Source organism: Bradyrhizobium sp. 170 (genome assembly GCF_023101085.1).
In the GTDB taxonomy this organism is placed as follows: domain Bacteria; phylum Pseudomonadota; class Alphaproteobacteria; order Rhizobiales; family Xanthobacteraceae; genus Bradyrhizobium.
On the sequence record NZ_CP064703.1, the window covers coordinates 8,469,813 to 8,490,554 of the forward strand.

Sequence of the window (20,742 nt, forward strand, 5' to 3'; positions counted from 1 at the left end):
GTTCCGGCTCCCGAATAGTGCCGTGAGGGTGCTCCAAGGTTCATCCGCCGTCCCGAGCCGCGCAGCCAACGGGATGAACCGAACGCCCATCTGGCGCGACAGTGCAGAAGAACGACCGGTGTCATCACGCTCGCCTTGCGTGGATTCTGGCTTATGCGCCGCCTCGCGCGGCAAGGTGATCCCAGGGGGAAGCAGATGAAATTTCTGCAATTGGCGATATTGGTGGCCGCCATCTTGCTGTGTGTCGGCGCCCGGGACGGCGGCCAGGCCGCCAGTGCGGCTGAAATCTACGGCATGAAAAAGCTCAATTTCTGCGGCGCCCCGGAAGCCGGAAGTGTTACAGTATCATCTACCGCCTTCAGCAAGGGCGGGGTGTGGGCCGCCATCGCCACCGGCGGACGCATTGTCCGCATCTGCGAAATGGCCACCGGTCGCGAAATAGCGTCGCTTGCCGTACCAACGTCGCTCGGCCGGGACGACGACGACGTCCGCTTCGTCGCCTTCAGTCCGGACGGCGCACGTCTCGTCACGGCATCCATGGACCGGATGGTGCGCCTCTGGGATATCGCCGGCAGTCGCGAACTCGCCGCGCTCGAGCACCCGTCGCGGGTCGCTTCCGCTACCTTCAGCCCGGACCGCGCGCGCCTCGCCACATCAACTGACGACAGGGTCGTGCGCATCTGGGATGTTGCAAGCGGACGCGAGCTTGCCGTGCTGCAGCCTCCGTCACCGGTCACTTCAGCCGTCTTCAGCCCGGACGGCACACGTCTCGTCACGACCTGCTGGGAAGGCACGGCCCACATATGGGACGCGGCCGCCGGCCGCGAGATCACGGCCCTCCGGAGGCACGCGCAGAAGGTACGCGAAGCCCGCTTCAGCCCGGACGGCACGCGCATCGTCACGGCTTCCGAAGACAAAACCGCGCGCGTCTGGGATGCCGCGAGCGGCCGCGTGCTCCTTGTCCTCAAGCACGCTTCGCGGGTCCTCTCGGCAGCCTTTAGCGCGGACGGCACGCGGATCGTCACGGCGCCGGAAATGAGGCGCGTGTCTTCGACGCCGCCTTGGGGCGCGAGATCGCTGTTTTGAAGGGGCACAGAAGCGACGTGAACGGTGCGGCCTTCAGCGCCGACGGCGCGCGTATCGCCACCGCATCCAATGATCACAGCGTGCGCGTCTGGGATGCCGGTGGCGGCAGTGAGATCGCCGCGCTGAAGGGCCACCTCTTTGCCGCCGATTCCGTCGCATTCAGCCGTGACGGCCAGCGCATCTTCTCCGTAGGCGGTGCTGAGGGGATCATGTGGACCAAGCTGGCAGCGGCCAGCCTGCCCGAGAGTTTTGCCGGGGTGTGGTTCGGCAATTTTGGTCCCCCGAACGAGCCGCCCGAGATCACCAGAGAGAGATGCGTGGGGAGCCCCATCAAGATCAATGGCGATGGGTTGATCGTTCTCTTCGAGGTCGGAAGCGCAGATCCGCCCGAGCCGACCTTGCATTTGCGATGCGCGTCGGACCTGACCTGTCAGATATTCGTCGGAGCACCAGGTCAAGGACTCGATGCACAAGGTACCGGCAACCTCGCGGTCTCAGGGAATGCCGGCAAGCTATGCTTCGCAGGAGAATGCCGTCCCATCGCTCGCTGCCCCACTCTGAAATGGACCAGGGAGGAGCGCAACAGCGGCTTCGCCAAGCGATGGGAGACGGGGGTACACGCGCCGAGGCGGTGACTGCACCCCGGTTAATGACCAACGCATAACCAAATGGCATCAGCAACGGGCCAGGTCTTCGACGCGCTGGAATGACGGCCGCTACAAATCCACCACCACGTAGTCGCTTTCGACCGACACCGCGAGCGTCTCCGCCACATACGGCCCCTTCACCACCGCCGATCCCGGCTCGACATTGACCGGATAGGCGCGGGCGCGAAAGCGTTTGGGGTCGCAATAGGACTGCCCGGTGCGGATATCGAATTCCCAGCCGTGCCAGGGGCAGCGGATGATCTCGCCGAGTCTTGTGTATTCGATCTCGCCGGGATCGGAGGATTGCGCGAGCCCGATCAGCGGGCCCTCGCACAAGGCCGCGCCCTGGTGCGGACAGCGGTTCAAGAGGCCGAAGAACTCGCCCTTGATGTTGAAGATCGCGATCGGCCGCCCGTCGATGTCGAGGAATTTTCGCGTGCCCGGCGGCAGCTCGTCCACCGGGGCAATCACATGCCGCACCATCAGGCCAGACCATACAGCTTCTTCGCGTTGCCGAGATAGAACGCTTCGCGGTTGGCGTCGCTGACGCCGGCCGGCAACACGCGCGACGGCTCGTCGAAATCCCAATGCGGGTAATCGGTGGCGAACAGCAGTTTGTCCCAGCCGATCCATTCGATCACCTGGAACAGATGGTCGCGGCGCTCCGGGTCTTCCATCGGCTGCGTGGTCCACCAGATGTGATCGCGGATATATTCCGACGGCTTGCGCTTGAGATACGGCACCTCGCTGTGCAGCCGCTCGAAACTCTTGTCCAGCCGCCAGCCAAGCGACGGCGCCCAGCCGAAACCGGCCTCGATCATGACCATCTTCAATTTGGGATAACGCTCGAACACGCCTTCGAGAACCAGGCTCGCGAGCACGGTCTGCTGGCACTGCGAATGGCCGACCATCTCCTCGATATAGAAGCTCGGCCAGCCGGACGGGGTGAGCGGATTGCCGCCGAAGCCGAAGGCATGGATGCCGACCGGCAGTCCGATCTCCTGCGCCGCCTCGTAAATCGGCCAGTAGCGGCGCTGGCCGAGCGGCTCGACATTGCGCGAGAGCAGCAGCACCTGCACGAAGTTCTTGTCGCCGGCGCGCTTGCGAATTTCGGCGGCGGCGGAAAGGCCGTCTTCATTGGCGACGACGATCGAGCCCTTCAGGCGGGAATCCTTAGCGGTCCATTTCTCGATCTGCCAGTCGTTGATCGCAGTACAGATCGCGCCGGCCAGATCCTGGTTGCGCAGGCCCTGCCCGCTGGCGAGCGGATTGAGCACGCCCAGCGCAACATTGTAGGGATCTAGAAGCTGCTTCTGCATGAAGGACAGCGAGGAGCCCTGCGGCCCGCCTTCCGGCGGCCAGGCGTCGCGGCGCGAGGCGTTGGGCTGCGCCTTCGGATAGGGCGGGCCTTCCATCATGCCGTGATAGGCCTGCTTGCCGTAGGCCTCGAGATGCGCGTGCCAGCGCTTTTTCAGGAAAGGATAGAGTTCTTCTGCGGTCGCGCGTGCCGGATGGATGTCGCAATCGGCGATCGCGGTCTTGACGCTGACAGACGCTGATGGCTCCGGACGGTCGCGGAACTGCACATTCATGGCGTCGTCTCCTTCGCGAATTCCAAACGGCCGTAGGTCGCGAGCGGATTGTCGATCATGATCTTGCGGACAAGATCGGGCGATAACCCCGGCGGCAGCACCTCGTCGCCGTCGAATTGCCAGTGCGGATAGTCGGTCGAGAATAGGAGCAATTCGTCCGACTGCATATGGTCAAACAAGCGGTTCAGGGTTGCCGGATCGGGCGGCGCATCGACCGGTTGCAGCGAGAATCGGATGTTGCTGCGCACAATCTCCAGCGGCGCACGATCGACCCACGGCGTTTCCATCCGTATGCCGCGCCAGAACTTGTGCAGCCGCCACAGATAGGCCGGCAGCCAGGTGAAGCCTGATTCCAGCATCACCATCTTCAGATTCGGGTGGCGGGCGAACACGCCCTCCACGATCAGGCTGGTGAGCTGGGTCTGGAACGCGGTGGCCTGGGCTACGTAATCCTCGATATGGTAGGAGCCCCAGCCGACCGAGGTCGGCGGGTTGTGATAGGCGCTGCCGGCATGAATGCCGACAGCCAAGCCCAGCCGTTCGGCGGCGGCGTAGATCGGCCAGTAGACGCGTTTGCCCAGGGGCATATCGCCCATGACCAGCATCAGCACCTGGACGAAGCGCTTGTCCTTGGCGCAGCGCTCGATCTCGGCAACGGATTTTTCGACGCTTTGCGCAGGGATCACGATCGAGCCGCGCAGCCGATCGTCCTTGTCGAGCCATTCCCTGGCCAGCCAGTCGTTCAGCGCGCGGCAGAATGCGTCCTGCATGTCCTCGGAGAACACCATCTGCACGCCGTAGAGCGGATTGCAGATGCCGTAAGCTGTGCCAAACCGGTCGAGCGCCTGCTTCTGCATGTCGGCAAGATCGGCGCCCGGCTTGCCCTGCGCCGGCCGCCAGTCCGGCCGCGACGAGATCGGCGAATTGGTCGGATAGGATTGCGAAACCAGGTCGGTCATGCCGCGCGTCGTCACCTGGTCGCGCCAGTAGTCGTTCATGTAAGGCAACAGGCTGGTCAAATGCGGCACGGCGGGATGCAGGTCGCAATCCACGCCGCCGGGAAGCGGCGACGTCATGGTGTTTCCTCGTTCGCGAGCGCGGTCTCACGGCATCTTGTAGACATCGCCGCTTGGTTCTTTAGCCGCATTCAAGCAGGCTGGTCTGCAGCCCGCAACTCGGCAAACGCTGGCACCCTGTGCTAGGAAAACATGGGTAAGGGGCCTTAAACATGGGTAAGGGGGCTTGGGGAGATTTTCGATGATTCGGACTGGACGTACGGCGATTGCCCTAACCCTCTTGCTGGCCGGCAGCGCATTCGCGCAGCAACAACCCCCTGCCTCGCCCGCAGCACCCCCGCCGGTCGATTTCTCCAAGGTCGAGATCAAGACCACCGACCTCGGCGACAACGTCTACATGCTCGAGGGCCAGATACTTGGAAGTATTGGCGGGAACATCACCGTGGCGGTGGGGAGGACCGGCATTATCATGGTCGATGGCCAGTTCGCGCCGCTGCACGACAAGATCAAGGCCGCCATATCAACCATCTCCAACCTGCCGATCAAATATTTGATCAACACGCATTATCACGGCGACCACACCGGCGGGAATGAAGCCTTTGCCAAGGATGGCGCCATCATCGTTTCCGACATCAACGTCAAGAATCGCCTGGCGGAGGGAACCACCAATGGCCTGACGGGCGTCAAGACGCCGCCGGCCGCAGCAGGCGCGCTGCCGACGAAAACCTATGCCGGCAAGATGCTCAAGATCAGACTTCCCGGCCGCGTCGCCGATCTCCGGCACATCGCCGGCGCCCATACCGACGGCGACACCTACGTCTGGTTCAAGACCGCCAATGTGCTGGCGACCGGCGACACCTTCACCAACGGCCGCTATCCCAACATCGATTTCGCCAATGGCGGCAACATCAAGGGCATGATCGCGGCGACCAACGCCTACATTAAGCTGACCAACGCGAAGAGCCGCATCGTGCCGGGCCACGGCCCGATCGCCGACAGGGCGGCGCTGATCGAATATCGCACCATGCTCGTGACCGCGCGCGATCGCATGGCGGCGCTGGTGAAGCAAGGCAAGAGCGAAGACGATGTGGTGGCGGCCAAGCCCTTTGCCGATCTCGACAAGAAATGGGCGCCGACGGAGCTTGCCAGCAAGAACTTTATTCGCGTCGTGTATCATTCGCTCGCGGACAAAACCGACAAGAAGACGGTGCTGAAACGAATGCTGCGCCGGAGTTGAGGGAATATGAATGAGCTTGTGACAATAGCCGAAAAGATTGCCGCCAAAATGATCGAGCGGAAACAAACGATTGCAGTTGCGGAATCCTCGACCGGCGGCCTGATCTCGGCGGCGCTGCTGTCGGTGCCGGGCGCATCAGCCTATTTCCTCGGCGGCGCCGTGGTCTACACGCGCGATGCGCGGCGGCTGCTGATGGATATTCCCGATGAGGCGATGAAGGGCATCCGCTCGGCGTCCGAGCCTTACGCGAGACTGCTGGCGAACCAGGTCTGCCAGCGTTTCGGGACCGACTGGGGCTTATCAGAGACCGGCGCGACCGGACCGACGGGCAACCGTTATGGCGACGCCGCCGGGCATAGCTGCATGGCGGTAGCGGGGCCGTCGCAATCGGTGTTCACGCTGGAGACCGGAAGTGCCGACCGGCAAGCCAATATGCAGGCGTTCGCGAAGACGGCATTGAATCTGCTGCTGGAGAATTTGTCGAAGTAGATTCGTAGGGTGGGCAAAGCGAAGCGTGCCCACCATCTTGATGCGCTGAATGAATGGTGGGCACGCTGCGCTTTGCCCACCCTACGGATATCGAGGATCTCGTCATGCAACAGCCGTTCCACCGCGCCGCAGAGGATCTCGGCAACTCGATCCATTTCGAGCATGTCAACGTCACCATCCCCGATCAGCGGCTGGCGACGCTGTTCTATATCGCCGGCCTCGGGCTGACCCGCGATCCCTATCTGATGGTGTCGGACACCAACATGTGGGTCAATGTCGGCAGGAGCCAGTTTCATCTGCCTGATGGCACGCCGCAGGTGCTGCGCGGCCATACCGGCATCGTCATCGCCGGCCGCGAGGCGCTGCTGGAGCGGCTGGCGTCGGTCGCGAAAAAGCTGGAAGGAACGTCGTTCGCATTCACCGAGCATAACGACCATGTCGAGGCGATCTGTCCCTGGGGCAACCGCGTGCGCTGCTATGAGCCGGACGCCGCGCGCTTCGGGCGCATCACACTCGGCATTCCCTATGTCGAGTTCGACGTACCGGCAGGCACCGCGAAAGCGATCTGCGCCTTCTATCCCGAGATCATGGGGATGCAGGCCGAGTTTTTGAACGGCGACGGCGCCGTGGCGCGGGTCAAGGTCGGGAAGGATCAATATCTGCAGTTCCGCGAAACCGATCGGCGGCTGCCGGAATTCGACGGGCACCACGTTCAGATCTACATCACGGATTTCTCAGGTCCTTATCGCCGCCTGCGGGAGCGCGGCCTGATCTCGCAGGAAGACAACCAGTATCAATACCGCTTTCGCGACATCGTCGACCTCGATGGCGGCAGGCATCTGTTCACCGTCGAGCACGAGGTCCGCAGCGCCACGCACCCGATGTTCATGCGGCCGCTGATCAACCGAAATCCGGCCGAGACCAACCGCACCTGCGCGCCCGGCCATGAGCAGTGGGCGTGGGCGATGGGGCCGGATGAATATGACAGAAGGTAGGGGTACGGGGCACATTGTCGTCCCTGCGAGCGCAGGGACCCATACGCCGTGTCGCATGTGTTGAGAGACGCTGTTCGACAGCTTTCGTTCAACAACCAAAGCCGGTGATTATGGGTCCCTGCGTTCGCAGGGACGACGAGTGGAGAGAGTCACCCAGACCTCACCGCTCCCGGAACGAGCGCATCAGCTGGTCGCTGAATGGCTTCATCAAATAGGAGAACATGGTGCGGTCGCCGGTCTGGACGAAGGCTTCGACCGGCATGCCCGGGATGATCTTGACGTTGTCGCCGAGGCGGGTGACTTCGGCCGGCGGCAGCGAGACGCGGATGGTGTAGTAGCTCTGGCCAGTGCGCTGGTCGGTGGTGACGTCGGCGGAGACGCGCGCCACCACACCATTGAGTTCCGGCGTGGTGCGCTGGTTGAAGGCGGATAGCCGCAGCAGCGTCTTCTGGCCGATCTGCAGCTTGTCGATGTCCTGCGGATTGACCTTGGCCTCGACCGAGAGATCGTCGGCCCGCGGCACCACCATCATGATGGCGTCGCCGGCGGTGATCACACCGCCCACGGTGTGCACCGTCGACTGCAGCACGACGCCGTCCTGCGGCGCGCGGATGTCGATGCGGCGCAATTGATCCTCCGCGGTGACCTTGCGCTCGACGAACTCGCCGATCTTGTCGTTGGTCTCGCGGAGATCCTTGGAGACCTCGCTGACCACGTCCTTGTCGATCTGGATGATCTGCAGTTCGGTCTCGGTGATCTTGCCCCTCGCCTGCGCGCGGGCGGCGATGTATTGCGCACGCTCGCCCGACAGCCGGGCGTGATCGCGCTCCAGCACCGTCAGGCGCGAGATCTGGATCAGGCGCTGTTCATAGAGCTGGCGCACGCCGACCAGCTCCTTCTCAACCAGCGCGGTTTCCTTGTCCTTGGCCTGCTCCTGCGCGGTGAGGCCGGCAATTTCCTCGTTGAGCTGCGACACCCGCTCGCGCAACTGCGATTTCTGCCCGGCGCGTCCGAATACGCGCACCTCGAACAGCTTGGTTTCGCTCGCAATGATATCGCGCACGTCAGGATCGTCGGCGCGATCGGCAAGCTGTGAGGGGAACTTGATCTTGTCGAGGCCGCGCTGCTCGGCCTCCAGCCGCGCCGCCCGCGCCCACAATCCGTTCAGCGTCTTGACGACGATGGCGAGGCTCGCCTTGACCACGGTCTCGTCGAGCCGCACCACGATGTCGCCGGCTTTGACGATATCGCCATCGCGCACGCGGACTTCGCCGACCACGCCGCCGGTCGGGTGCTGCACCTTCTTGACGTTGGAATCGACCACCACCGAACCCGGCGCGATCAACGCGCCCGATATCTGCACCGTCGAGGCCCAGCCGCCGAATCCGCCGGCGAGCACCAGCATCAGCGAGAGGCCGACGATGAGATGCATCCGTATCGAGCGGTGCGCGCCCTTCAACTCGGCGGTCATGATTTCTTCGCAGCTCCCGCTTCGGACACGATCTTGATCGGCGGCGGCGACGGCACCCGCTGCAGCACCTGGCCGAGCACGGTTTCCTTCGGGCCGAACGCCTGCATGCGGCCGTCCTTCAGCACCAGAAGCTGATCGACCGCCTCGATGCCGATCGGCCGGTGCGCCACCACGACCACGATGGCGCCGCGTTCGCGCGCCCCGCGCACCGCGCGGGTCAGCGCCTCGTCGCCCTCGCTGTCGAGATTGGAGTTCGGCTCGTCGAGCACGATCAGGAACGGATCGCCGTAGAGCGCGCGGGCCAGCGCTACGCGCTGCGCCTGCCCGGCGGAGAGCGCCGTGCCCTGCTCGCCGATCTGGGTATCGTAGCCCTCGCGCATCTTGATGATCATCTCATGCACGCCGGCTTCCTTGGCGGCGGCGATGATCGCCTCTGACTTCGCGTCGGGATCGAAACGGCAGATGTTCTGCGCCACGGTGCCGGCGAACAGTTCGACGTCCTGCGGCAGATAGCCGATGTGGCGGCCGAGCACGTCCGACGACCATTGGTCGAGCGCCGCACCATCAAGCCGCACCTTGCCGCGGGCCGGCATCCAGACGCCTACCAGCGCACGCACCAGCGACGATTTGCCGGAACCGCTCGGACCGATGACGCCGACGCCGCTGCCGGCCTCGACGGCGAAATTAACGTCCTGCACGATGACGCGCTGGTCGCCCGGCGGCACGATGCTGACGGCCTCGACCGACAGCCGCTTGGATGGAGCCTGCAGCAGGGTCTGCGCGTTCGACGGGGGTACCTGCTCCAACAACCTGGAGAGGCGATGCCAGCTCTGGCGCGCGGCGACAAAACCCTTCCAGTGGGCGATGGCGAGATCGACCGGCGCCAGCGCACGGGCGCTCAGGATCGAGCCCGCGATGATGATGCCGGCGGTGGCTTCCTGGTGGATCACGAGGTAAGCGCCGACCGCGAGCACCGCCGATTGCAGCATCATGCGCAAGACTTTTGCGACCGCCCCCAAGCCGCCCGCGATGTCGCTGGCGCGCTGATTGCCCGCCAGATAGGTCTCGTTGGCCTCGCTCCAGCGCCTGGTCAGGCGTCCGGACATGCCCATCGCGACCAGCACTTCGGCGTTGCGCCGGCTGGTGGCAGCCAGATCGCTCCGCTGCGCCGCCAGCGTCATCGCCTCCTTGGCCGGCGCGCGCGACAGGAACTCGGTGATCAGCGTCAGAGTCACCAGAATGATGGCGCCGGCCAGAGCGGTGACGCCGAGCAGCCAGTGAAACGCAAAGCAGATCGCGAGATAGAACGGCAGCCACGGCAGATCGAAGAACGCGCCCGGCCCCATGCTGCCGAGAAACGACCTGACATTGTCGAGATCGCGCAGCGGCTGCAGGCCCTCGTTGCGGTTGCCTACCAAGAGCGGCAGCCGCACCACGGTTTCGAACACGCGCGTGTTGAGGGCTTCGTCGAGCGCGGTGCCAATGCGGCCTAGAACGCGACCGCGGATCAGATCGAGGCCGCCCTGGGCGGCGTACAGACCCGCCGCGAGAATCACCAGGCCAACCAGGGTCGGCACGCTGCGGCTCGGCAGCACGCGATCGTAGACCTCCAGCATGAAAATCGAGCCGGTGAGGTACAGCAAATTGATCATGCAACTCATGACGCCGACGCCGATAAAGGCGTTGCGACAGGCGCGCAGCGCTTCACCGAGCTCAGAACGCCGGACGGGAGCGGCTGCCATTTATGCGTATCTCTTCAAAAGGATAAGGGTACGTGCTGGTTTTAGCGATGTTTTTGGACACCGTCTATTTTAAGTCACGTTAACCTATATCCAGTTCACCCCCATGAAGAGGGGTGAAGATGGAAACCGCCTGTTTGGGCTGCAAATTTGACGCCGGCACCGGCCGTTTGGCGGGTTCGGGCCCCAGGCTGCCCGGGAACGAGACCAGGATCACGGACATCGAGACCCGGCCGACTTCGAGATCAAGTCGCACCCTGCTTCCGGCGCCGAACCCGCCCGCCGTCTTCTACCGCACCTTCCGGACGGGCTTACCGGAGGGCACAAGGCGACCTGCGCAAATCCCCGCCGCTGACTTCAAGCCATCGGGCTGTCCCTATAGCCGCCCGCCGGTCCGCACCAGCCGCACGATCAGCAGCAGGATGATGGCGCCGATCGTGGAGTAGACGATCTCGGACACCAGCCCGGTGCCGATACGAATGCCGAGCTTGGGAAACAGCAGGCTCGCAAGCAGCGCGCCGGCGATGCCGACCAGGATATCGCCGATGATGCCAAAGCCGGTGCCGCGCACGATCTTGCCGGCCAGCCAGCCAGCGACCAGGCCGACGAAAAGGATAACGAGAATGCCTTCGTTGGAAATCTGCATTTGAAGTCCCCCCGGGGTTGGCGGCGCAGGCCGGACGACAGCCTATCCCATTCTTGTCCGATGTGACGAGCCACAAACCGCGCACCATCCAACTACGCCTGCGAGTGAAACTTTTTTACGTCACATGCGTTATGTCGGCATGAAACAAGGCGATATTTGGTATGTGACCTTTGGTCCGGACAAGACGGATGAGACCGCGGAGAGCATGGCCCGCTCGACCCGCACCTTTAAGTCGGAAATCGACGCCAAGCTATTTGCGATGCAGATCCTGGCCAAGGGACTGACGGCGAGCGCGGGCACGCTCAATCCGCATCAACCCAAGCAGGTCGTGGGACCGGCGCAGATCGAACGCTGGGCCGATCCGGGATTGGGTGGGTGAATCACTCTCGTGTCCCGGACGCGGCGCCGCGCGAAGCGGTGCGCCGCAGAGCCGGGACCTGGCGCCGCGACATCTGGACCTCGGACCAGCAGCGCACCACGCCGCAAAAGTGCGGCGCGCTGCGCAGCATCCGGGGAACGCCCCCGCGGAGCCGAGCCTCATCACATCAGCTAGCAGCAGATATTTCCGCCGCCTCCGCCAGCACGCATCGCGCGGTTCGATCCGGCGATACCTGCACATTGGGTGGCAATCCTTCGCTGCAGCGCGGCTGCGCAAAACTGCAGCGCGGCGCAAACGAGCAACTGGCAGGCGCCTTGTCGAGCGAGGGCGGCGTGCCCGGGATGGTTTCCAGCCGCTGGCCGCGTTTTGCGCCGTGAACGGTCGAGGCCAACAACCCCTTGGCATAGGGATGAACCGGTGAGCGCACGATGTCGCGCAAGCGGCCCTGCTCCACGATCTGGCCGGCATACATGACGGCGACGCGGTCGCAGATTTCAATGGCGACGCCGATGTCGTGGGTTACGAAAATCACCGACATGCCGAACTCGCGCTGCAATTCGCGGAGCAGCAGCAGGATCTGGATCTGCACGGTGGCGTCCAGCGCCGTGGTGGGCTCGTCGGCCAGAAGGATTTTCGGCTTGCAGGCCAGCGCCAGCGCGATCATGGCGCGCTGCCGCATGCCGCCAGACATTTCATGCGGATAGACCTCGAGACGGCGCTTGGCGGAGGGAATCCGCACCACCTCCAGCATTTCCAGCGCGCGCGCCATCCCCTCCTTCTGGCTCTTGCCTTCATGGCGCATCACGCTTTCCGCGATCTGGTGGCCGATCGTGTAGACGGGATCGAGCGCCAGCGCGGGCTCCTGGAAGATCATCGAAACGGTCTGACCGCGGAACGCCGAAAGCTGTTCGTCGTTCATCGCCAGCACGTCGCGGCCCAGCACCTTCAAGGTGCCCGAAATCTGCGTCCGCTTCTTCGGCAATAGCCGCATCAGTGCGCGCAGGGTCACGCTCTTGCCCGAGCCGGATTCGCCGAGCAGGCCGAGCACCTCGCCTTCGCCAAGCGAAAGCGAGATATCGTTGACGGCATGAACCGTGCGCTCGCCGGTGAAGCGGATATTGAGGTCGCGGATTTCGACGAGGTTGCTCATGCAGCTTTCGGTACCTGGAGGTGATAGTCGGTGGCGCGCTGGAACGCGGCGCCGATCCGCGACAGCCCGGCCTCGTCGAAGGGGCGGCCGATCAATTGCATGCCGACCGGCAGGCCGCTCCTGGTGAAGCCCGTGGGAATCGAAAGCGACGGCAGGCCGAGATAGTTGATCGGCCGGGTGAAGCGCGTGATCCGCTGGATCACGGCTTCCGCATCGAGGCTGTTGCCGACATCGCTCTCGGCAATCGTCACCGCCGGCATCGGCGCGACCGGCGCGATTACGGCATCGGTGCCGGTCACCGCGGCGAGATACGCCGCCAGTGCAGGACCGCGCCAGCGCATCGCTTCGAGATAGGTCACCGCCGGAATGGCGAGTCCGTTCTGCAGCCGCATCAGGACCTGCGCGCCATAGTCCTGGGGACGCTCGATCATCCAGCGCTTGTGGAAGGCGGCGGCTTCGGTGGCGAGCACGATCTGGCAGGCGGCGGTGAGCTGGCGCTGGTCCGGCAGTTCGACCTTGACGATTTCGGCGCCCTCCTTCGTGAGGGTGGCGATGGTCTCGTCGAGCACCCGCGCCACTTCGGAATCGAGGTCATCGACATAGAAGGCTGACGGCACGCCAATCTTCAGGCCCTTGAGCGAGCCTGTGGTCTCGGCCATGTAGTTGGGCACCAGGAGCGTCGACGTAGTCGGATCCTCGGGATCGGCTCCTGCCATCAGCCCGATCAGCAGCGCGCAATCTTCGACCGTTTGCGCGAGCGGTCCGACCGTGTCGAGCGATTGCGACAATGGCATCGCCCCCGCACGGCTGATCAGGCCGACCGTGGTCTTGAAGCCGGTGACGCCGCAGAAATGCGCGGGCATCCGGATCGAGCCGCCGGTATCGGAACCCAGCGCGGCAAAGGTCAGCCGCGCGGCGACTGCCGAGCCGGAGCCGGACGATGAGCCGCCGGTGATGTGATCGACGTTCCAGGGGTTACGCACCGCACCGTAATGCACGTTGTGGCCGGTCGGGCCGTAGGCGAACTCGACCATCTGCAGCGAACCGAGCCTGACGGAGCCGGCGTCCTTCAGACGTTGCAACGCGGTGGAAGTCGTCGTCGCCACGTAATCGCGGCGTATCTTCGAGCCGCAGGTGACGACCTTGCCGGCGTCGTAATACATGTCCTTGTGCGCCATCGGCACGCCGTGCAGCACGCCGAGATTCCTGCCCTTGGCGAGCGCGGCGTCGGCGGCATCCGCAGCCGCGAGGGCTTCGTCCGCCTCGATCGCCATGAAGGCGTTGACGCGCGGCTGCCACTGCGCGATCCGGTCGAGACAGGACTGCGTGACCTCGCGCGAGGAAAATTTCTTGCCGGCGATCGCTTTCGCAACCGACACCAGCGACATCAGGGCCGGTTCGCCACTCATTTCGACACCTTCGCGTTCTGCACGAGAAGGAAGCTTGCAGGCTCGAGATCCATCGGCAGTGTGCCGGCGACGGGCGCAAAACCATCGAACGCCGGGCCGATGGAATTGGCGATGCGCGCGGAAACCTCAGAATCCTGCGGCACGCCGGCGACGTCGGTCATTACCTTGACCTGCTTGGGGTCGGGTCTTGTCATGCGGCGGTTGCTCCCTCGTCATTTTGTTTGGCCGGTGCGCGGCTGTGCCCGGAGCCAGCAATGGCCATATAGCACGCCGCCTGATGGCCCATTGTATCGAGATCGCTGAGGTTTGGCGTCGCATTTGCGCAGAGCGGCTCCGCAAACGGGCAACGGGTGTGAAACCGGCAACCGGGCGGCGGATCGATCGGATTGGGCGGATCGCCCGAGATCGGCGGCGTCTCGGTGCGGTTATCAGGATCGGACGACGGCATCGCGGCCAACAGTGCCCGCGTATAGGGATGCGCCGGCGCATCCCAGACCTTGTCGACCGGGCCGAGCTCGGCCACCTCGCCGAGATACATCACCAGCACGCGGTCACTGATGTAGCGCACCACGTTGAGATCGTGGCTGATGAACAAGTACGTGAGGCCGAATTCGCGCTTGAGGTCCGCGAGCAGGTTGAGCACCTGGGCTTCGACCGATTTGTCCAGCGCGGACACCGCTTCATCAAGAATCACGAGTCGCGGCGACAGCGCCAGCGCACGCGCGATATTGACGCGCTGGCGCTGGCCGCCGGAAATCTCGTGCGGGTAGCGGTTGGCAAAAGTTTCGGGCCGCAAGCCGACCTTGCCGAGCAACTCCCGCGCCAGCGTGCGCGCCGCGGCATCCGCCATGCCGTGAACCTTGGGACCGAACGCGATCGAGTCTTCAATGGTGAGGCGCGGGTTGAGCGAGGCGTAGCTGTCCTGAAACACCATCTGCATGCCGCGGCGCAGTTCACGCAACGACAGCGCGTGGCCGACCTGCAGGCCGTCATAGATAATATCTCCGGCATCGCGCTTCATCAGGTGCATTAACAATCGCGCGGTGGTCGACTTGCCGCAGCCGGATTCGCCGACGATGCCGACCGTTTCGCCCTTGGCGATGGAGAAGGAAACATTATCGACCGCGCGCACGGTTTTGCGGGGGCTGAACAGATCGCCCCGCACCGGGAAATGCTTTGTCAGCCCCGACACCTGCAACAACGGCTGCGCCGCGCCACCGATGTCCTCGACCGGCTCCAGTAGTTCGACTGACGGGCTCGTCTCACTCATGTGTCAGTTCCTGATGTCCATGGCGCTGCGCATGCCGTCGCTCAAGAGGTTGAAGCAGATCGACACCGCAAAGATCATGACGCCCGGCAGCGCCGCCACCCATGGATTGACATAGATCGCGGTGCGCAGCGTGTTGAGCATCAAGCCCCATTCCGGCTCCGGCGGTTTGGTACCGAGGCCAAGGAACGACAGGCCGGCGGCGAGGATCATCGACACCGAGATCAGCCCCGTCGCGTAGACGAAGATCGGGCCGAGCACGTTGCCGAGCATGTGGACGCGCATGATGGTGAAAGGTCCGGCGCCGGAGGCGCGCGCGGCCTCGACGAAATCCATGTTGCGCACGCCGGTAGTAACGCTCTCCGCCACACGCGTAATCTGCGGCACGAACACGATCGTCAGCGACACGATCGAGTTGACGATGCCCGCGCCCAGCGCGCCGGAGATCGCAATCGCCAGCAAGACCGACGGGAAGGCGTAGAAGACGTCGATGGTGCGCATGATCGCGGTGTTGATCCTGCCACCGACATAGCCAGCGACGAGCCCGAGCGACGTGCCGATCATGAAGGCAAGGATCACGGGCAGAATGCCTATTATCAGCGACAGCCGACCGCCATAGATCAGCCGCGCCAGCATGTCGCGGCCGAGCTCGTCGGTGCCGAGCGGATAGTTCGGCGTGCCGATGTGGCGAAGCCTGCGGATCATCGAGCCCTGGTAGGGATCGGCCAGCCCCAGCCATGGCGCGCACAGTGCGGAAAGGAAGATCAGCACCAGCACGAACGCGCAGACCATGCTGACCTTGTCGCGCGAAATGCGGCGACCGACAGTGGCCCAATAGCCGCGCGCCTTGGCCGCTGGCGCGGCTTGCAGGGCGGTATCCGACATTACGGTCATGCTCAGCCCCGCTTGATGCGCGGATCGATCGCGGCCTGCGCGATATCGACCAGCAGATTGAGGGCCACGAAGAACAGCGCCAGCACCAGAATCGTGCCCTGCAACAGCGGCAGGTCGCGCTGGAAGATCGCCGAATTGAGCAGCAGGCCCGAGCCGGGCCACGAGAACACCGTCTCGATCAGGATCGAGCCCCCGAGCATATAGCCGAGCTGCAGCCCCATCACCGCGAGCGCGGTCGGCGCCGCGTTCTTGATGACGTGTTTGAACACGTCGAGCTCACGCAGGCCCTTGGCGCGCAGCGCCTCGACGAAATCCTGCGAAAGGATGTCGCCGGTCAGGGCGCGCACCGTGCGGGTGACGATGCCCATCGGGATCACCGAGGTCGTGATCGCAGGCAGGATGAGATACTTCATGTGCTCCCAATCCCAGCCCCACGAACCCGAACCGCCGGGACCGGCGCCGACCGCGGGCAGCCAGTTGAGCTGCACCGAGAAGATGATGACCAGCACCATGCCGAGCCAGTAATGCGGCACCGAGACCCCGGCGATCGCAATCGAGGTCGCGACCTTGTCGACCCAGGTGTCGCGGAAATAGCCGGCGATCAGGCCGAACAGCAGCCCGAGCGTGAAGCCGATCAGGGCTGCGGCAATCGCGAGGGTTACGGTATTGCCGACCGCGCGCAAGACTTCCGATAGCACCGGGCGGCCGGTGGCGATCGAGCTGCCGAGATCGCCATGGAGCGCCCGCCACATCCAGAGCCCGAACTGGACCGGCAGCGGCCGGTCAAAGCCATAGGCCGTGCGCAGTTGCGCCGCGAGCTCCTGCGAGGCATCCGCCGGCAGCACCGCAACCAAGGGATCGCCGGGCGTGATGTGCACCAGCAGGAAGCACACCAGCGCGACGCTGATCACGATCGGGATCACATAGACGATACGTCGGGCAATATAGACGAGCACAGGGCAACTCTCTTCTTCCCTTCTCCCCTTGTGGGAGAAGGTGGCGCGGATTTTGGTTCGCGCCGGATGAGGGGTTCTATCCGCGGACGCAAGTCTTTCAGATGAGGGATGTATGTCCGCGGAGACAGACCCCTCACCCGTCTCGAACGAGCTTCGCTCATTCGATCCACCCTCTCCCCACAAGGGGAGAGGGTAAACCGAGCGCGAAGCCCTGACCTTACGGCGCTATCGTCACCGGCGAGAAGTCGACGAACCAGCTCTTCGGCTGCACGAAACCCTTCACCTTCGGGCTCATGGCGCGCGGCGAGACGTCGTGAGCGACGTAAAGAAACGCCGCGTCATCGACCGAGGCTGCGTGCAGTTCGGCGAGCGCCGCGTCACGCGCCGCGGGGTCGAAGGTCTGGCGAGCCTTGGTCACCAGCTCGTCGAACTTGGGATTGTTGATGTAGCCCCAATTATTCGACGTTGGCGGCGCCATCGACGACTGCAGGAAGCGCACCAGTGCGAAGAACGGGTCCATCGCCGCGTAGGTGACGTTGGTGGCGTTGGCGCCGTTGGCGGTCGGATCCTTGGCGCCGCGGCGCCAGTTGGTGAACAGCGTGTTCCACTCGATGACGTCGAGCTGAACGTCGAAGTAGCACTCGGCCAGCGCCTGCTGCAGATACTCGTTCATCGGCAAGGGCTGCATCTGGCCCGAGCCCGAGGCCGAAGTCTGCGTCTTCACCGTCAGCTTCTTGCTCGGACCAAAACCGGCCTCCTGCATCAGCTTTTGCGCGGCCTTCAAGTCATACTTGATCTCGAAGGTCGGCTTGCCGCGCCAGGGGTGGCCGGACTCGAAGGTGCCGGTGGCCGGTACCATCAGGCCGGCGAGCAGGCCGTCCTTGAGGCCTTCGCGATCGATGCAGAGATTGGCGGCCTTGCGGACGCGGATGTCGTTCCAGGGCGAGCCTTCGATGCGCGAGAACTGCCACGGCCAGACATGCGGCGATTCATTGGCCTTGAGCTGGAAGCCGCGCTGCTTGATCTCCTTGACCGCGTCCGGCGCCGGCGCCTCGACCCAGTCGACCTGACCGGACAGCAATGCTGCGGTGCGGGCATTGGCCTCCGGCATCGGCAGCAGCACCATCCTGTCGACCTTGGGCACGCGCGCCTTGTCCCAATAGCCGTCGTTCTTCACGAGTTCGAGCCGCTCGCGCGGCGTGAACTTCGACATCTTCCAGGGACCGGTGCCCGAGGCGTCCCGGGCGAACGCAGCCCAGGCGGCCTGCGACTTCGCCTTGGCGTCGGCGCCTTCGGCCTTCTCATAGAACGCCTGCCACTTCGAAGGGCTGGCCATGAACAGGTTGGTCAGGTTGATCGGCAGGAAACTGTCCGGCTCCTTGGTGGTCAATTCGACCGTCATGTCGTCGATCTTGCGGGCGGAGGCCAGCGTCGGCATGCGCGAGGCGGTGACGCCGACCTGGCTGGCGTCAAAATGCGGCGCATCCTGCTTCAGCACTTTTTCGACGTTCCAGACCACCGCATCCGCGTTAAAGTCGCTGCCGTCATGGAATTTGACGCCGGAACGCAGCTTGAAGGTCCACTTCTTCTTGTCGGCGTCATCCACCTTCCACTCGGTCGCGAGGCCGGGGATCATGACGCTCGCCTTGTCGGCCGACGACAGGTCCCACAGCGTCAGGCCGTCATACATCGTGAGGCCGGTGAAGCGGTTGCCCTCAAAACCCTGATCGGGCTGGCCGAGCGTGCGCGGAATATCGGCAGCGGTCATGCCGATCCGCAGCACCGTTTCGGCGCTCGCGACCTGCGGCAGCCCTACCACCAGCGCCGTCGCCAGCAGCCACGCGGTGGCCGTCGTCTTCGATTTGTCGTTACGCATATGCAGCAATCCTTCTCGACTTGGGTGACTATTTCTTATGCAACGGTATGCAACGCCTGTGCCAAGGCAGGTACTAAAGCAGGCGCTTCGCCAGGGGCCATTGGCCGCACAACTCCCTATGAGTGCGCGTGCAAGCGCGCTGTCCATGCTCCATCTGGCACCAAGCTTGCATTTTTTAGCTCCAACCCCCGCCCGATGGAGCTTAAATCATGCGCACCCGATATTCGATGCTTCTTGCTGCCGCGGCAATAGCCCTCGGATTCCTTCTTGGCTTGCCCACGATTTCGGCGCAGGCGGAGACCGTTGTGCGCTACGGCATTTCGATGGCGGACATTCCGCTGACCACCGGCCAGCCCGACCGCGGCGCCGGCGCCTACCAGTTCTCGGCCTACACGATCTACGATCCCCTGGTCGCCTGGGAGATGGACGTGGCCGACCGGCCGGGCAAGCTGGTGCCGGGCTTGGCCACCGAATGGAAGGTCGACGAGGCTGACAAGAAAAAATGGCGCTTTGCCTTGCGCAAGGGCGTCAAGTTTCATGACGGCAGCGCGTTCAATGCCGACGCGGTGATCTGGAATCTCGACAAGGTGCTCAATGACAAGGCACCGCAGTTCGACAAGCGCCAGAGCGCGCAGGTCAAGACCCGCCTGCCCTCGGTTGCAAGCTACGCCAAGGTCGACGATGACACGGTCGAGATCACGACCAAGGCGGTCGATTCGTTCTTCCCGTATCAGATGCTCTGGTTCCTGGTCTCGAGCCCCGCGCAATATGAAAAGCTCGGCAAGGACTGGGACAAGTTCGCCAGCCAGCCCTCCGGCACCGGACCGTTCAAACTCACAAAACTGGTGCCGCGCGAACTCGCCGAGCTGACCAGGAACGCCGACTATTGGGACAGCAAGCGAATTCCCAAAGCCGACAAGATCGTGTTGATCCCGATGCCGGAAGCGCTGACGCGCACCAATGCGCTGCTGGCGGCCCAGGTCGATTTGATCGAGACGCCGGCGCCGGACGCGGTGCCGCAGCTAAAATCCGCCGGGATGAAGATCGTCGACAACGTCACGCCGCATGTCTGGAATTATCATTTGAGCGTGCTGCCCGGCTCGCCCTGGACCGATGTCAGGCTTCGCAAGGCGCTGAACCTCGCGATCGACCGCGAGGCCGTGGTCGGGCTGATGAACGGCCTGGCAAAGCCTGCCAAGGGTCAGGTCGACCCGTCGAGCCCGTGGTTTGGCAAGCCGTCCTTCGAACTCAAGTATGATGTCGCGGCGGCGAAGAAGCTGGTGCAGGAGGCGGGCTACTCCAAGGAAAAGCCGCTGAAGACGACCTTCATCATCGCGCAAGGCGGCACCGGGCAGATGCTGTCGCTGCCGATGAACGAATTCCTGCAGCAGAGTTTCAAGGAAATCGGCATCGAGATCGATTTCAAGGTGGTCGAGCTGGAGACGTTATATACGGCATGGCGCAAAGGTGCGGCCGACGAGATGAACGCGGGCATTACCTCCAACAACATCGCCTATGTCACATCAGATCCGCTCTATGCGATTGTCCGCTTCTTCCACTCCGGCCAGATCGCGCCGGTTGGCGTCAACTGGGGCGGCTACAAGAACCCCAAGGTCGACGCGCTGATCGACGAAGCCAAGCAGACGTTCGATGTCGCCAAACAGGATGAACTGCTGGCGCAGGCACATGCAGCGATCGTCGACGACGCCACGCTGGTCTGGGTCGTGCACGACACCAACCCGCATGCGCTGTCGCCGAGGGTGAAGAAGTTCGTGCAGGCGCAGCACTGGTTCCAGGATCTGACGCAGATCGGGCTGGAGTAGGGAATCGGTGGGCAAAGGCGCATAGCGCCGTGCCCACCATCGGCATGCACGCAAGAAATGGTGGGCACGC

Annotated in this window: 20 protein-coding genes; 7 read left to right on the plus strand and 13 right to left on the minus strand. The window is 63.8% G+C overall.

Annotated features, from left to right (window positions below; all coding sequences use genetic code 11):
- Window positions 1-195 precede the first annotated feature (195 nt).
- Together IVB05_RS39955 and IVB05_RS39960 are read left to right on the plus strand one after the other, a co-directional pair.
- A complete protein-coding gene (locus IVB05_RS39955; RefSeq protein WP_247781558.1) occupies window positions 196-1,086 on the plus strand; it encodes a WD40 repeat domain-containing protein in 891 nt (296 codons plus the stop codon).
- On the plus strand, window positions 1,062-1,721 hold the full coding sequence (locus IVB05_RS39960; RefSeq protein ID WP_247781559.1) for a hypothetical protein: 660 nt from the start codon (window positions 1,062-1,064) through the stop codon (window positions 1,719-1,721). Before IVB05_RS39955 ends, IVB05_RS39960 begins: the two co-directional genes overlap by 25 nt.
- A gap of 81 nt (window positions 1,722-1,802) precedes the next feature.
- On the opposite strand, the gene IVB05_RS39965 is transcribed toward IVB05_RS39960, so the two are convergent.
- Genes IVB05_RS39965 through IVB05_RS39975 form a run of 3 tightly spaced genes read right to left on the minus strand, consistent with a single transcriptional unit; the run spans window position 1,803 to window position 4,401 of the window.
- The gene (locus IVB05_RS39965; RefSeq protein ID WP_247781560.1) at window positions 1,803-2,216 is read right to left on the minus strand and encodes a Rieske (2Fe-2S) protein; all 414 of its coding nucleotides are present in this window, start codon (window positions 2,214-2,216) and stop codon (window positions 1,803-1,805) included.
- Entirely contained in the window at window positions 2,216-3,325 is a 1,110-nt protein-coding gene (locus IVB05_RS39970; protein ID WP_247781561.1) for an amidohydrolase family protein, read from the minus strand. Before IVB05_RS39970 ends, IVB05_RS39965 begins: the two co-directional genes overlap by 1 nt.
- On the minus strand, window positions 3,322-4,401 hold the full coding sequence (locus tag IVB05_RS39975; RefSeq protein WP_247781562.1) for an amidohydrolase family protein: 1,080 nt from the start codon (window positions 4,399-4,401) through the stop codon (window positions 3,322-3,324). Before IVB05_RS39975 ends, IVB05_RS39970 begins: the two co-directional genes overlap by 4 nt.
- A gap of 181 nt (window positions 4,402-4,582) precedes the next feature.
- Here IVB05_RS39975 and IVB05_RS39980 point away from each other — a divergent pair, with 181 nt between their 5' ends.
- The 3 genes from IVB05_RS39980 to IVB05_RS39990 all read left to right on the plus strand — a co-directional run bounded on the left by IVB05_RS39980 (window position 4,583) and on the right by IVB05_RS39990 (window position 7,062).
- Entirely contained in the window at window positions 4,583-5,578 is a 996-nt protein-coding gene (locus tag IVB05_RS39980; protein ID WP_247781563.1) for an MBL fold metallo-hydrolase, read from the plus strand.
- A gap of 6 nt (window positions 5,579-5,584) precedes the next feature.
- On the plus strand, window positions 5,585-6,067 hold the full coding sequence (locus tag IVB05_RS39985) for a CinA family protein (protein WP_247781564.1): 483 nt from the start codon (window positions 5,585-5,587) through the stop codon (window positions 6,065-6,067).
- A gap of 104 nt (window positions 6,068-6,171) precedes the next feature.
- On the plus strand, window positions 6,172-7,062 hold the full coding sequence (locus IVB05_RS39990) for a hypothetical protein (protein ID WP_247781565.1): 891 nt from the start codon (window positions 6,172-6,174) through the stop codon (window positions 7,060-7,062).
- A gap of 160 nt (window positions 7,063-7,222) precedes the next feature.
- Here IVB05_RS39990 and IVB05_RS39995 read toward each other — a convergent pair whose 3' ends face one another.
- From IVB05_RS39995 to IVB05_RS40005, 3 genes are all read right to left on the minus strand, one after another.
- Complete coding sequence (locus IVB05_RS39995) at window positions 7,223-8,533, minus strand: HlyD family type I secretion periplasmic adaptor subunit (RefSeq protein ID WP_247781566.1); 1,311 nt, start codon at window positions 8,531-8,533, stop codon at window positions 7,223-7,225.
- On the minus strand, window positions 8,530-10,275 hold the full coding sequence (locus tag IVB05_RS40000; protein WP_247781567.1) for a type I secretion system permease/ATPase: 1,746 nt from the start codon (window positions 10,273-10,275) through the stop codon (window positions 8,530-8,532). Before IVB05_RS40000 ends, IVB05_RS39995 begins: the two co-directional genes overlap by 4 nt.
- Before the next feature lie 373 nt (window positions 10,276-10,648).
- Complete coding sequence (locus IVB05_RS40005; RefSeq protein ID WP_214493972.1) at window positions 10,649-10,918, minus strand: GlsB/YeaQ/YmgE family stress response membrane protein; 270 nt, start codon at window positions 10,916-10,918, stop codon at window positions 10,649-10,651.
- A gap of 139 nt (window positions 10,919-11,057) precedes the next feature.
- Here IVB05_RS40005 and IVB05_RS40010 point away from each other — a divergent pair, with 139 nt between their 5' ends.
- Window positions 11,058-11,297 (plus strand): hypothetical protein, encoded by a 240-nt coding sequence (locus IVB05_RS40010; protein WP_247781568.1) that lies wholly within the window; start codon window positions 11,058-11,060, stop codon window positions 11,295-11,297.
- Window positions 11,298-11,463: 166 nt separating this feature from the next.
- Here IVB05_RS40010 and IVB05_RS40015 read toward each other — a convergent pair whose 3' ends face one another.
- The 7 genes from IVB05_RS40015 to IVB05_RS40045 form a co-directional block, all read right to left on the minus strand.
- Window positions 11,464-12,447 carry an ABC transporter ATP-binding protein gene (locus IVB05_RS40015; RefSeq protein ID WP_247781569.1) on the minus strand — a complete coding sequence of 328 codons (984 nt, stop codon included), beginning with the start codon at window positions 12,445-12,447 and terminating at the stop codon, window positions 11,464-11,466.
- Window positions 12,444-13,856 carry an amidase gene (locus tag IVB05_RS40020; RefSeq protein ID WP_247781570.1) on the minus strand — a complete coding sequence of 471 codons (1,413 nt, stop codon included), beginning with the start codon at window positions 13,854-13,856 and terminating at the stop codon, window positions 12,444-12,446. Before IVB05_RS40020 ends, IVB05_RS40015 begins: the two co-directional genes overlap by 4 nt.
- Window positions 13,853-14,050, minus strand: a complete 198-nt coding sequence (locus tag IVB05_RS40025; RefSeq protein WP_161851613.1) for a hypothetical protein — start codon at window positions 14,048-14,050, stop codon at window positions 13,853-13,855. The genes IVB05_RS40020 and IVB05_RS40025 overlap by 4 nt, the downstream gene beginning before the upstream one ends.
- Window positions 14,047-15,126 (minus strand): oligopeptide/dipeptide ABC transporter ATP-binding protein, encoded by a 1,080-nt coding sequence (locus IVB05_RS40030; protein WP_247781571.1) that lies wholly within the window; start codon window positions 15,124-15,126, stop codon window positions 14,047-14,049. The genes IVB05_RS40025 and IVB05_RS40030 overlap by 4 nt, the downstream gene beginning before the upstream one ends.
- 3 nt (window positions 15,127-15,129) lie before the next feature.
- Window positions 15,130-16,008 carry an ABC transporter permease gene (locus IVB05_RS40035; protein WP_247787355.1) on the minus strand — a complete coding sequence of 293 codons (879 nt, stop codon included), beginning with the start codon at window positions 16,006-16,008 and terminating at the stop codon, window positions 15,130-15,132.
- 11 nt (window positions 16,009-16,019) lie between these two features.
- Window positions 16,020-16,973 carry an ABC transporter permease gene (locus tag IVB05_RS40040; protein ID WP_214493978.1) on the minus strand — a complete coding sequence of 318 codons (954 nt, stop codon included), beginning with the start codon at window positions 16,971-16,973 and terminating at the stop codon, window positions 16,020-16,022.
- Between the two features lie 217 nt (window positions 16,974-17,190).
- Entirely contained in the window at window positions 17,191-18,849 is a 1,659-nt protein-coding gene (locus IVB05_RS40045) for an ABC transporter substrate-binding protein (protein WP_247781572.1), read from the minus strand.
- Window positions 18,850-19,058: 209 nt separating this feature from the next.
- On the opposite strand from IVB05_RS40045, the gene IVB05_RS40050 reads away from it, so the two are divergent.
- Window positions 19,059-20,672 carry an ABC transporter substrate-binding protein gene (locus tag IVB05_RS40050; protein ID WP_247781573.1) on the plus strand — a complete coding sequence of 538 codons (1,614 nt, stop codon included), beginning with the start codon at window positions 19,059-19,061 and terminating at the stop codon, window positions 20,670-20,672.
- Window positions 20,673-20,742: the final 70 nt, after the last annotated feature.

Coding starts and splice junctions, on each gene's coding strand:
- IVB05_RS40045 (WP_247781572.1), bottom strand. CDS start 18,849: ATGCGTAACGACAAATCGAAGACGACGGCCACCGCGTGGCTGCTGGCG.
- IVB05_RS39985 (WP_247781564.1), top strand. CDS start 5,585: ATGAATGAGCTTGTGACAATAGCCGAAAAGATTGCCGCCAAAATGATC.
- IVB05_RS39995 (WP_247781566.1), bottom strand. CDS start 8,533: ATGACCGCCGAGTTGAAGGGCGCGCACCGCTCGATACGGATGCATCTC.
- IVB05_RS40015 (WP_247781569.1), bottom strand. CDS start 12,447: ATGAGCAACCTCGTCGAAATCCGCGACCTCAATATCCGCTTCACCGGC.
- IVB05_RS40000 (WP_247781567.1), bottom strand. CDS start 10,275: ATGGCAGCCGCTCCCGTCCGGCGTTCTGAGCTCGGTGAAGCGCTGCGC.
- IVB05_RS40025 (WP_161851613.1), bottom strand. CDS start 14,050: ATGACAAGACCCGACCCCAAGCAGGTCAAGGTAATGACCGACGTCGCC.
- IVB05_RS40005 (WP_214493972.1), bottom strand. CDS start 10,918: ATGCAGATTTCCAACGAAGGCATTCTCGTTATCCTTTTCGTCGGCCTG.
- IVB05_RS40035 (WP_247787355.1), bottom strand. CDS start 16,008: ATGTCGGATACCGCCCTGCAAGCCGCGCCAGCGGCCAAGGCGCGCGGC.
- IVB05_RS40030 (WP_247781571.1), bottom strand. CDS start 15,126: ATGAGTGAGACGAGCCCGTCAGTCGAACTACTGGAGCCGGTCGAGGAC.
- IVB05_RS39980 (WP_247781563.1), top strand. CDS start 4,583: ATGATTCGGACTGGACGTACGGCGATTGCCCTAACCCTCTTGCTGGCC.
- IVB05_RS39975 (WP_247781562.1), bottom strand. CDS start 4,401: ATGACGTCGCCGCTTCCCGGCGGCGTGGATTGCGACCTGCATCCCGCC.
- IVB05_RS40010 (WP_247781568.1), top strand. CDS start 11,058: ATGAAACAAGGCGATATTTGGTATGTGACCTTTGGTCCGGACAAGACG.
- IVB05_RS39990 (WP_247781565.1), top strand. CDS start 6,172: ATGCAACAGCCGTTCCACCGCGCCGCAGAGGATCTCGGCAACTCGATC.
- IVB05_RS39965 (WP_247781560.1), bottom strand. CDS start 2,216: ATGGTGCGGCATGTGATTGCCCCGGTGGACGAGCTGCCGCCGGGCACG.
- IVB05_RS40020 (WP_247781570.1), bottom strand. CDS start 13,856: ATGAGTGGCGAACCGGCCCTGATGTCGCTGGTGTCGGTTGCGAAAGCG.
- IVB05_RS40050 (WP_247781573.1), top strand. CDS start 19,059: ATGCGCACCCGATATTCGATGCTTCTTGCTGCCGCGGCAATAGCCCTC.
- IVB05_RS39970 (WP_247781561.1), bottom strand. CDS start 3,325: ATGAATGTGCAGTTCCGCGACCGTCCGGAGCCATCAGCGTCTGTCAGC.
- IVB05_RS39955 (WP_247781558.1), top strand. CDS start 196: ATGAAATTTCTGCAATTGGCGATATTGGTGGCCGCCATCTTGCTGTGT.